Origin of the sequence: Legionella qingyii (assembly GCF_003990155.1) — a bacterium.
Classification (GTDB): Bacteria; Pseudomonadota; Gammaproteobacteria; order Legionellales; family Legionellaceae; genus Legionella; species Legionella qingyii.
This window is the reverse complement of sequence record NZ_RZGX01000002.1, coordinates 140,598-151,743: the sequence shown is the minus strand read 5'-3', so window position 1 is coordinate 151,743 and position 11,146 is coordinate 140,598. Positions and strand designations below refer to the sequence as shown.

Here is an 11,146-nt window from a genome sequence, read left to right as displayed (position 1 = left end):
TGGGTTTTGTAGACATCAGCGGGATTGCATAGCCAAAAATTTATCAATCATCTGGCGTGAAAGGCTGATGGGGTTGGGGAGTTGTGGGAGTTTTTTTATAGAGAACCATTGGGCATCTTCAATTTCGGTTTCATCGATGTGAATTTCGCCACTGTCATATTCGGCAATGAAGCCTAGCATTAAATTACTTTGAAATGGCCAGGGTTGGGAAGAAAAATAGCCCAGATTTTTTATCGTTAAGCCTACTTCTTCTTTTACTTCGCGCATAACTGTCTGTTCAAGCGTTTCTCCAGGTTCTACAAAACCTGCCAAGATGCTGTAAATCCCAGGCATGAAATGAGGTGAGCGTGCAAGCAAGAGTTCATCATCACGCCAAATTAATGCCAGCATAACAGGTGCAATTTGAGGAAAAATTAATGAGTTACATACGGAACATACTTTAGCACGCTCTTTGGTACTGTATTGGGTTTGATGGCCGCAATACCCACAAAACTGGGTACTTCTATCCCAATGTAAGAGTTGCTTTGCTTTGGAAACAAGTAAAAAGAGATCCTCATCACCTAGAAGTTCATGAGCCTTACGAATATGTTGAAAAGTTGTATCTTGCGGTAAGATATCAGCTTCCTTATGAAGCTGTACAGCAAAACATGGGGTACTTCCATAGGTACCTAAATAAATTTGACGCTCAATAGCGAGATTAAGCGCGTTAATGTTAAAAAATTTGGGTATGTAATTGTTCTGTAACAGGATGTCTTCGCCATGAAAGATAAACCAGAATGCGGGTTCAGCAAATGAAGTAGGGGGATGAATTTGTGATATAAATGGCTTAGACATAATCAGAATCCATAATTTGTTCTACATACTAAGTGTACATAATGATTTTATGGGTGGTCAAATATGGTTTTTACCCTCACCCTAACCCTCTCCCATTGTGGGGGAGGGGTAAGATTGAAGCTTTTCAGCTTGAAGGGCATAAAGCTGTGCTGACAGAACAAGGCGTGGAAATTCTAAAATTATCGCGACAAATTACCAGAGCGGCAAAAAATGTCGAGAATGCGGCAATTAATTTAAAATCAATTTATTAAAAATCACTCCGACTGGCTTTTGATTGCGCTTTTTAAAACGCACACCTCCAGTACCTAGTTTGGAGTATTAGACATCAATCGCAAATTGACATATAAAATAATAGATCAAAGTCTCCTAATGAAGAGAAAATTATGAACACATTCAAAATGTACCTCATAAGCGGTTTAATGATTATGTTTTCTGTTACAGCAAGCAGTATGACCGAACATGTTTCCCAAGTTGAATCAGATGCCGCGCGAATTTCCATGTTAGAGAAGGCGCTGGCTCCGCAAAAGCTCGATGAGGTCGCAACTTTGTTTGCAAAAGCTAATAAAGAACGGAATGGTGCAGTCCAATTCATGCTGTTTTCGGACCAGTTAAAAGAAAAATTTAAAGATCGTTGGCCTTATTGGGTTTCTGGTGTTTCCAGCCCATGGATTACTTCTTATGAAATTAAAAAAGTAGTACAAAGTAAAAATGCGTGGAAATTTAAAATAACCTACCAATGGGCAACCGCGGATGGACCATTTAATCCTCCAATGGTTCAGACAATAGTAGTAACCCCGGTTCCTAAAAACATAAACGCATCGCAAAAATTTTGGATAACTGAATTTAATGAGCACTAGTTTAAGAGAGCATCAGGGGCAGGACAGATTTAAAAAATGCTTATTTTAACACCTGAGCGGATAGCCTGGGTAAACCACCCAGGCATATAAAAAACCTAAAAAGGGGCTTTCCTAATTACTTGTTAGTGATTCCTATTGTTGCAGCAAATGCTAAAGCCACACCAACTCCAATTACGGTTTGCGTGAAAAAGCTATATCGGTTTGCTGCTTCACTCTCAATAGATTCAGTTTTTCGAGCATTTTCTTGTGGGATATCAGAAGTTTTAGCGCTTACGGATTTTGTTTGTGCTGCTGAAAACTTGCGTTCCGCTATTTTATCTTTTGAATCATAAAAAATTGGATCGGTTATAATCACTTTACCACTAGGTGTTTGCGCTTTTCCTACCATAGATGAGGCTTCAATCTCTGAATACCCACTTTGCATCAATTCTGAGATTTCTTTTTCTAATACTTGTTTGGTTGGAGACGCACTCGTATTAATTTCGAGGAAATGCTCGTCTATTTTTCCTTCAATTTGTCCATCATTCCAGGAAACATTTTTTTTCTTTGCTGTTTTAATTGTGGATTGATCTTGCTTCTCGTTCATAAAAACCTCATTAATATGTTTTTGGTTAAAATTAAATCAATTTTAGCAATAAATAATTAATGTAATATTAAATAAAAGTACAGTTGGTGTTTTTGTTGTTCTTTGTGATGAATAAATAAAAATCATGGCTCATGTATTTCTAAATGATGTACTAAGAGGTAGTCCAATGTGCTTCAATCTAAATTGTTTAATTGGAGCTATAATTAAGAGTAAGATTTTTTATACTGGTCAATTCCATTGAGGGTTATATGGAGGCGCACCAGGATTTCTATTGATTGGGAGAATATGGATGCATATCGATAGGGGATCCTATGCTACTTATATTGCAGAACGCTTACCTACTTGGCGCGTTTTTTTGCCCCCTGTAATCCTGTCCTTAATTTGTATTTTAATTGAATATGAAACGAATTTTCTCGTTTTCCATACCTTGGCAGAGTTAATTTCAGTGTTTATCGCCTTAACGACAATGACGGTAGCGGTGACAACGACTCAATTCACCAAAAATCAGTATGTGGTTTTTATTTCTTTAGCAGTAGGGTGGTGCGCAAGTATCGATATAGCTCATCTTTTAGCTTATGAAGAAATGAACATATTGCCGCATGGCGGAGGGAATCTGAGTACCCAGCTTTGGGTTTCTGCACGAATTTATCAAGCCTTATCTTTTCTTTTTGCTATTTATTTCTTTAGACATACCATGAGGATTTGGGTAATTAATGCTATTTTATTTTTCATAACGTTAGTTATTTTTACTGCTATTTTTACGGGTTATTTTCCCACGACATATATTCAAAATTATGGGGTTACCTGGTTTAAACTCTATTGCGAACTGGGTGTTATCCTCATCTTATGCACGACCCTCATATTGCTTTGGTATGAGAAGGCAATGATGTCGAAAGAGATGTTGTTTTATATGAGCTTGAGCATTATCTCGATGATAGGTTCTGATTTGGTATTGTCTCATTATAAAAATTTATTTGGTATAGAAATAATACTTGGCCATATATTAAAAATATTTTCCTTTTGGTTTATCTACACTGCGTTGGTGGTACAAACATTACGCCATCCTTTTGCAATGTTGGCACGTGTTGCAACGACTTACGATAACATTCCTGATCCTACTCTTATTGTTCAATCTGAAGGTACAATCAGTCAAGCGAACAGGGCTGCTGGAGCATTTACTCATTTAAAACCTGAAGAATTAGTGGGATTATCTTCCCACGAGCTTTTTCATAATAAGTCTATAGAACAAGAACAATGCCCTGTGTGCACTCAATTGTCTACTTCAAGACGCCAGTTTATTGTGGAAATTGAGACTGAAAAAAATGAATGGGTAGAATGCAGTATATCAACTATTGCCTCTGATTTTTTTCCTAATTCCTGGGTACAAATCGTAAGAAATATTACTGTGCGTAAGACTCTTGAAAAAGAACGAAACAAATTGACTTATGATTTGAGTGAACGTATTAAAGAACTTCGTTGTCTTTATACGATTGCTAATTTAATCGCACTTCGGGATTTAAATATTGAAGAATTGTTTATACAAACAGTCAACGTGTTGCCGCATGCCTTTCAATTTCCGGAGCATATGGCTGCAACCATTGAAAGCGAATGGGGCGAGTTTAAGTCAGACCCCAAAGCGAAAAAACTGCCTTACCAATTGGAAAAAGAATTTCAAATTGAAAATCACTCCGCAGTAAAAATAAACGTATTTTATTGTGCACAACCATCAAGGTCAGAGCCTGTTTTTTTACCTGAGGAATCAAGGCTTTTAGACTCAGTAGCGACGTTATTACAGAACGCACTGACGCGATTTCATTCGGAACAAAAAGCGACGGAGGCCGAAAAGCGATTTAAAGAAAGCGAGGAACACTTTCGCGCGTTCATTGAACAAGCGCATGTTGGCGTTTTTATACGTAGCAAAAATCGATTTTTGTATGTAAATCCACGATTTTGCGAGCTGGTTGGCCGCAAAGCAGAGGAACTGTTATCCATGGGACTTCTGGATTTAGTAGAGGACAAACCTACCCAAGAATTAGTTCTTAGTTATTGGCGGCAATTGGATTGTGGCAAATCGAGTATTGCCTATAACCTTCCTTTAAAGAGAAAAAGTGATGGAGTCTCTTTAATTCTAAGAATTGATACGACGGTTGTTTCCTGGGAAGGGCATTTCGAGTTTCTTGCCATAGTGGATGATGTGACACAGATTCAACATGCAAGAGAGCAAATCGAGCAATATGTAGCTCAGTTAGAATCTGCGATAAAAGGAACGTTTCTCGCGGTTTCTAATATGGTCGAGTTTCGTGACCCCTATACAGCAGGTCATGAGCATCGCGTAGGGTTAATTGCGAAGGCAATTGGTGAGGAATTGGGATGGACGCCTGAACGTTGTTCATCCCTTGAGCTCATGGGGCTTGTCCATGATATAGGGAAAATTTCAATACCCGCAGAAATTCTTTCCAAGCCAACTCGACTTAGCGCGATTGAAATGGAACTCATAAAGGTACATCCACAAGCGGGCTATGATATTTTAAAAGATGTTCCTCTTAAAGAACCCATTGCAGAGGTCATCTTACAGCATCATGAACGTCTGGATGGCAGTGGTTATCCTCGAGGACTAAAAGGAAAAGAGATTTTGCCTGAAACCTTGGTGATTTCTGTAGCAGATGTCTTGGAGGCGATGACATCTCACAGACCCTACAGGCCGTCATTAGGTATTCAGGCTGCAGTGGCAGAAATTAAACGTGGCAGGGGTGTGCTTTATGATGAAAAAGTTGTCGATGCCGCATTAAAGTTGATTGAAGAAAATAAATTACCACTCGATCTATGAAGAACGGGCAACGCTCCTCTCCCGCAAGCACACCAATTCTTTATTAGACAAACCCTTTGCAATATCACTATATTAGTAATTATATTCTTAATCCCAAGGTTTCTATATGTTTCGAAAAACTGCCCCATGTTTTTTCGCAGTCGTCATTGATGCTTTAGGTTTTGGACTCGTTTATCCAGTGATGACGGCACTATTTACAGCAGATCATAGTCCTGTATTAACTGCCGATGCCAGTATCGCAGTGAAGCATTTTTATTTGGGATTAAGTTATATGCTTTATCCCTTATGCATGTTTTTTGGCACCTCATTTATGGGCGATTTATCTGATGTTTGGGGGCGAAAAAAAGTATTATTATTGTGCATGCTGGGGATAGCCATTAGTTTTCTGTTAATGGGGATGGGAGTTGCCTTTTCGTGTTTGAGTTTATTGCTTATTGGTCGAGCGCTTTCTGGTTTAATGGCTGGTAGCCAACCCATAGCTCAAGCCTCTATTGCTGATTTGAGCACTCCCGAAACCAAGGCCTTAAACATGAGTTTAATTTCCATGAGCTTTAGTTTTGGTTCTGTTCTTGGCCCCTTACTTGGTGGTGTGATGTCCGATCAACAATTACTGCCCTGGTTTACGTTTACCACTCCATTTCTTACGGCCGCATTGCTTGCATTCATTGCCTGGATTTGGATAGAGCTCGGATATAAAGATACTGTTTTAGTTTTGTCACATAAGAAGATTTCCATTTTTCGCCCGATACAAATTTTTATTGAAGCATTTCAGCATCAATCGGTTCGTATTCTGGCCTTGGTGTTTTTATTGATGCAAATGGGATTTAGCCTTTATTTTCAATTCATCATTGTGCATATGAAGATGGCTTATCATTACACCAATTGGCAGTTAGGTGCCGTACAAGGCATGATTGGTTTGGGTTTTGCCATTGGAATCCTGATTGGTATGCCTTTATGTGTGAATCGATATAAAGTACACCACATTGCGTTATCAACTCTTGCTCTCACTGGTTTGGGGCAGTTACTGGTTTATGTTATCCCTAATGCTTTATTACAATGGCCTTTGGCAGTAGTTATTGCAACTTTTGATATCATGGCTTTTGCCTGTTTATTAACTTTATTTTCCAATGCTGTAGATGCACAATCGCAAGGATGGGTAATGGGAATATCTGGGGCAGTAATGGCATTTGCCTGGATGGTGACAGGTTTTGGTTCCAATTTATTATCTATTCTGTCTAGTGCTGGCTTGATTGTCGTTGGTGGCGTATTGCTGCTCATTTCAGCGCTACTTTTACTAAAAAATAGATCCGTGTAGCTTTTGTTATTATATTCCAATTGCAACTGCAATTGCTTGGGCTATTTGGTTTTATCAACTAATCGTTTAGTCTAAAGGGTTACCTATTCGTACGCATAAATAATATTGTGGTGGGCTCCTTTTTTGTGTAAAATTATTATTCAATTTGAGGAGCGTATTAAGCGATGCACAAACCTAATATTTTGATAGTCTGGTCTAATTATTATAAAGATTTAGCTGAAAGACAGTTAGAAATTTGTTTAAATAAATTAAAACAATATGACTACAATTATCAGGTTGAAACTGTTGAAGCAGGGACTTATGAAATCCCGAATGTGATACAACATTACCACCGCGTTAATCCCTTTGACGGATACTTACCACTGAGTTTGTTGCTTAAAGGTAGAACCGATCATTATGAGTTTATTTGGGAACATGTTAAAGAATGTTTTATACAATTTGCTTTAGATGGATTAACCCTAGGCAATGGAGTTATTTCAGCTCCGAGTATGGATATTTTGTGCGAACGAGTTGAAAACGGAGAGCGAGTTCAAGAAGCGATTAATGCGGTCGATTATTTAATCCGTTTGAAGAATAAAAAAAATAATAAAGTTGCATATGCCTAAAATTCTAATTATTTCCTCTGGTATCCATAAAGATCTCGCATCGGAACAACTGGATCTCTGTGTAAGTCTTGTTAAAAAAGCAGGTTACGATTATCAGGTGGAGTTATTACAAGCAGGCGCTTATGAAATTCCGTTTGTGATTAATACATACCATCAAAAAAAACCTTTTGATGGTTATATTGCACTGGGATTAATCCTTAAATTAAATCTCGATCACTTTGAGCATATCATGTCTCATATTCGATACTGTTTCACTCAATTTGCTCTAAACGATATTGTAGTGGGTAATGGAATTATTACTGGATCAACTATTGAAGAATTAAGTGAACATATTCGCAGTTCAAACCCGTGTCATTCAGCGTATCCTTCTGCGTTTAATGCAGTGGATTGTCTCATCAAGTTAAAGAGCAAAATAGCGCCCACATCATCCTGAGAGATTTACGACGAAGGATCTCCGGGTTGGAGCATTATTATAATGTCATCCCCCTGACTGGAGTTCCCTCACTTGGTCGGGATGAATGAAACTACGTTTGCATGAGCGTCTTTTTATCATTCTTGCGAAAAAAGAGTGTTCTACTTGAGCTCAGGTACCTTCGGTATATTTTCCAATTCTTTTGTGGGTTTACGCGAAAAAAAAGAACCCAAATAACTGAAGATAGATGGATGAGAAGGAGGTCCGGCTTCTTCTTTAACTTCGACGATTTGAGGCTCTGGATACAAGCTTTCCTGAACCATTCTAAAACCCGAAAAAACGCTCTTGAGAACCAGAGGTAACAAGCTCAACATAATCAGCATACTGGCCAAATTGGTCGACTCGTTAAATAACGCATAATTGGTTAAGGATTCCAAAACTGCAATAATTAAAGCAATTCCTATAGTATTGGAAATCAAAGTAGATGCATTGATATTCCGATTATCCATGGGTAAGTCGGCGCTTTGATTGATTTCGTAAAACGCAATCCATAACCACAACAAATCAAAGGCAACACTATACCAATGCTGCTGATGCATTTCTGTGACATTAGCTCCTACTGCTTTAGCCAAATCAAAAGTCATTTTTCCACTTTTAAGCGCTAAGGCCATGGTAGGTTTTTCTTGTGAATTTGCTAAAGGAGCAAATTGCTGTACAAATAAGCTCTGGGGAAGATGAATATCAAAAAGTTCATAAAAGGTTTTTTTAGAACCAAATAATCTTCTTAGCTGTTCTTCACTGATGTTCGATAAAGCATCCACACCAGGGGCAAAAGTACCATCATCTGAATGATGAGCAATGACGACATTCGAATTTTTCATCATCATTACATCATTCGTTCCATCCCCATTGGCGACGACAAAATAATTATGATCCTTGAGATAACGAGCCAGAGTACCTTTGCCCTCAGTGCTCATTTCTGCAAAAATAATTACAGGGCGTTTTGCTTTATCCCTGGCCATTAATTTTTGAAAGCGCGCTAATATCGCTTCATTAATACCCGCAAATATAACAGCGGAATCAGGTGTACAAAGTTCTTCGCTTAAAAGGTTAAGGTTCTCTTCTTCAATATGGGCTGCTCGAATGGTGATAATGCTTTTTGCATTTTCCGGGCATAATACTTTAGCAATATTTACTGCCGCTTTCGTTGTATCACCGGTAGCTACAAATACAGGGACCGATATTTCTCTACATTGAGCAATAAATTTTTCGGCACCTTTTTTTACTGGGTTATCAATAATAAAGGTTCCGTGATATTCCAAATTTTTAAGTAAGTCCGAATGTTCTAAAAGAAAATGTTCAATCTCCTTTTTATCATCTTTATCAAATAATTTCTTTAAAATGGCGAATTCGTGTTCATTCAGTTTGGCTTGTGCGATACACCAATCACGGGATAAGACCGCGGTGCGACTTTGCATCTTGGTATAGTCTTGCAACAAAGGTGTTTTTTGAAAAGCATCGGTTTTAGGCACTCCACAAAAGACAAGAGCAGAATGCTCCCCATCATGTACGAGTGTAAAGCGCCCTCCAAACGTGCGATATAAACCCAAATGAAATGTCTCGATCTCTTTTTGCTGTTCTGTGGCAGTAATCACTTTTCTAAAATGATTATTCCCCAGGGTAGTTACTTCCAAACAGTGTTGATCCGCCAATAAGGTTTTGAACAACTCTAAAATAGCATGTTCTTCAGGTTCTAATTCTTTTTTATTGTTTGTAAAGGCATAGCAAAATACTTCAAATGATTTAAGCCATCGTGCGGTTTCAGGTAGAAGCGTACTGTCTTTATTTTCTTTGAGGAGATGCTGTACCTCAGGTGGCATGTCAGAGGTCCATAAACCGAGCACGTCCATACGTGTCGTAGTTAGAGTTCCAGTTTTATCCGAAATAATGGCAACACCATTGGAAAACTGCTCACGATAATATCCGCCCAAGGCATTACATAAATCCACGATTCGAAGTGCATCTATAGTCTCAAAAGGTTGCTCTCCTAAATTACTATTCAGTTTTTTCATCAAGCGACTATTTACTGTTTCACGTAAAAAAGCTTCAGAAAAGGGAATCATTGTTTGAAAAAGTGTGAACATTAGCCTGAGCGTTTCTGCAGGCATTTGGGTAATGTCCCTTTGTAAGAAAGCCGCCATAATTATGGAGCCTAAAATGGAATATAAGACGTTTCTTTGTTTGCGTTTCGCGATAATTTCATTAATGTAGGCTTTTTTCTCATAATTGCTATTTAATAACAGTTCTTTCTCAGGTTTGATTTGAATAAAAATATTATTTTGGCCGTATGTGTTTAGCTTATCACCTACCAGCACTCCCGCTTGTTTGCCATCCCTTACTGCGTACAAGTCCACTTTTTGGTAATTTGAAGTAAAATCAGGTTTGGTATGATGTTCTATCCAAACATCTTCACCATTTTGGGCTTTAAGATTGACGCTAAATTTTTTTCGTTCCAACGTTTTGGTAAAATCACCTTCCAAGTTACGTTGTAGGGCAATCAACTCTCCAGAAATTGGCACACAATCTAAATTGATACTCTCATCACAATGCACCAAATCGCCTGTACGAAGCTGATATCGGGGGATGCTAACAAATTTTGGACCATTCGCGGTAAATCTTAAAACCTGATGTAATTTATGATTGTATTCATAATCATGGTCCAGCTTTTCTTGCTGTAGGCGCATTTTTTTTATGGTTGACGGAGCCAAATCCGCCAATAACGCGGGTAGGTTCCGAAATTTTTGGACAATTCTGTCGGCATAACGAATATTATGAGAGATCAATCCTAATTGAAAAGCGCGTGAACTGACCATCAACTCGCTGGCGATAAAGTGATTTATTTGAAAATAAAGATTGGATAAGGGAGTTAGGCCACTGGAAATCACCGCAGTGTCTGAGCGCTGTGCTCCGCGAGTGTACTGGTGGCGGACCAGCAACTCTTGTACTTTTTGAGTAAGATAAGAGACTCCACTTGGAACAACTAATGCACTGGCTCCCAGTCCGGCAATCAATGAATATTCATCAGATATTTGCTCATTGAGTAAAAAAGTGGTGCCTTTAAAAACAGAGCTGTACATATAAACAATCGCTGTAATTTCACTGGCTACAGCAACAGATAGTGCTGCTCCGGAATCAAGTTTCTTGTCCGTAATCCGGTTTAACGCGCAATACCCTAATACCGCAGCTCCATAAAGAAATTTGATAATAAAATCATATTCAGGGCTTCCCATGAGGTATTCACTCAGATATGGGGTTAGATAATCGCCAAGAAGTAATGCAGCCCCTGAAGAAATCGCCGGCCACATGTATTTTTTAAAAGTACTCCAATCCATAGAGTCTAAAGAAAAAGTCCAAGCTAGGGTGTTATAGAGCTCTTTGACCCGTAGCGAAAAAAAATTGCCTATTTCTGTGGCTGTGCTTCTTATGTAGTATGTTCGATCGGGTTCGGCATGTTGTATTAATTGAAGTGGTAAGGCTCTGCTGTCTTTAGGATTTGTTTTTGAAATTTTTTTTGAGGGAGGTATTTTTGTTTGCATAGTAAATCCTTTTTGTATACCAATCAATGCCATTGGATATTTAGGGCCCATCTTGATAATTAACTTATCTCTATAAAAGGTTCAAGAGGATCTTGATAAAAAATAAGTATAAAT

Annotated in this window: 8 protein-coding genes; 5 read left to right on the top strand and 3 right to left on the bottom strand. The window is 38.4% G+C overall.

The window, feature by feature from the left end; translation table 11 throughout:
• Window positions 1-15 precede the first annotated feature (15 nt).
• Complete coding sequence (nudC, locus tag ELY20_RS01900) at window positions 16-834, bottom strand: NAD(+) diphosphatase (RefSeq protein ID WP_110141062.1); 819 nt, start codon at window positions 832-834, stop codon at window positions 16-18.
• Window positions 835-1,217: 383 nt separating this feature from the next.
• Between nudC and ELY20_RS01890 the strand changes: the two genes are divergently transcribed.
• Window positions 1,218-1,691: a hypothetical protein gene (locus ELY20_RS01890; RefSeq protein ID WP_110141063.1), complete on the top strand. Its 474-nt coding sequence runs from the start codon at window positions 1,218-1,220 to the stop codon at window positions 1,689-1,691.
• Between the two features lie 115 nt (window positions 1,692-1,806).
• Here ELY20_RS01890 and ELY20_RS01885 read toward each other — a convergent pair whose 3' ends face one another.
• A complete protein-coding gene (locus ELY20_RS01885) occupies window positions 1,807-2,277 on the bottom strand; it encodes a hypothetical protein (RefSeq protein WP_110141064.1) in 471 nt (156 codons plus the stop codon).
• 289 nt (window positions 2,278-2,566) lie between these two features.
• Between ELY20_RS01885 and ELY20_RS01880 the strand changes: the two genes are divergently transcribed.
• The 4 genes from ELY20_RS01880 to ELY20_RS01865 all read left to right on the top strand — a co-directional run bounded on the left by ELY20_RS01880 (window position 2,567) and on the right by ELY20_RS01865 (window position 7,457).
• Window positions 2,567-5,104: an MASE3 domain-containing protein gene (locus tag ELY20_RS01880; protein ID WP_110141065.1), complete on the top strand. Its 2,538-nt coding sequence runs from the start codon at window positions 2,567-2,569 to the stop codon at window positions 5,102-5,104.
• A 106-nt stretch (window positions 5,105-5,210) separates the two neighbouring features.
• Entirely contained in the window at window positions 5,211-6,419 is a 1,209-nt protein-coding gene (locus tag ELY20_RS01875) for an MFS transporter (RefSeq protein WP_110141066.1), read from the top strand.
• 164 nt (window positions 6,420-6,583) lie between these two features.
• Window positions 6,584-7,024, top strand: coding sequence for a 6,7-dimethyl-8-ribityllumazine synthase (locus tag ELY20_RS01870; protein ID WP_110141067.1), 441 nt, complete (start codon window positions 6,584-6,586; stop codon window positions 7,022-7,024).
• Complete coding sequence (locus ELY20_RS01865; protein ID WP_110141068.1) at window positions 7,017-7,457, top strand: 6,7-dimethyl-8-ribityllumazine synthase; 441 nt, start codon at window positions 7,017-7,019, stop codon at window positions 7,455-7,457. Before ELY20_RS01870 ends, ELY20_RS01865 begins: the two co-directional genes overlap by 8 nt.
• A gap of 140 nt (window positions 7,458-7,597) precedes the next feature.
• Here ELY20_RS01865 and ELY20_RS01860 read toward each other — a convergent pair whose 3' ends face one another.
• Window positions 7,598-11,032 (bottom strand): HAD family hydrolase, encoded by a 3,435-nt coding sequence (locus ELY20_RS01860; protein WP_110141162.1) that lies wholly within the window; start codon window positions 11,030-11,032, stop codon window positions 7,598-7,600.
• Window positions 11,033-11,146: the final 114 nt, after the last annotated feature.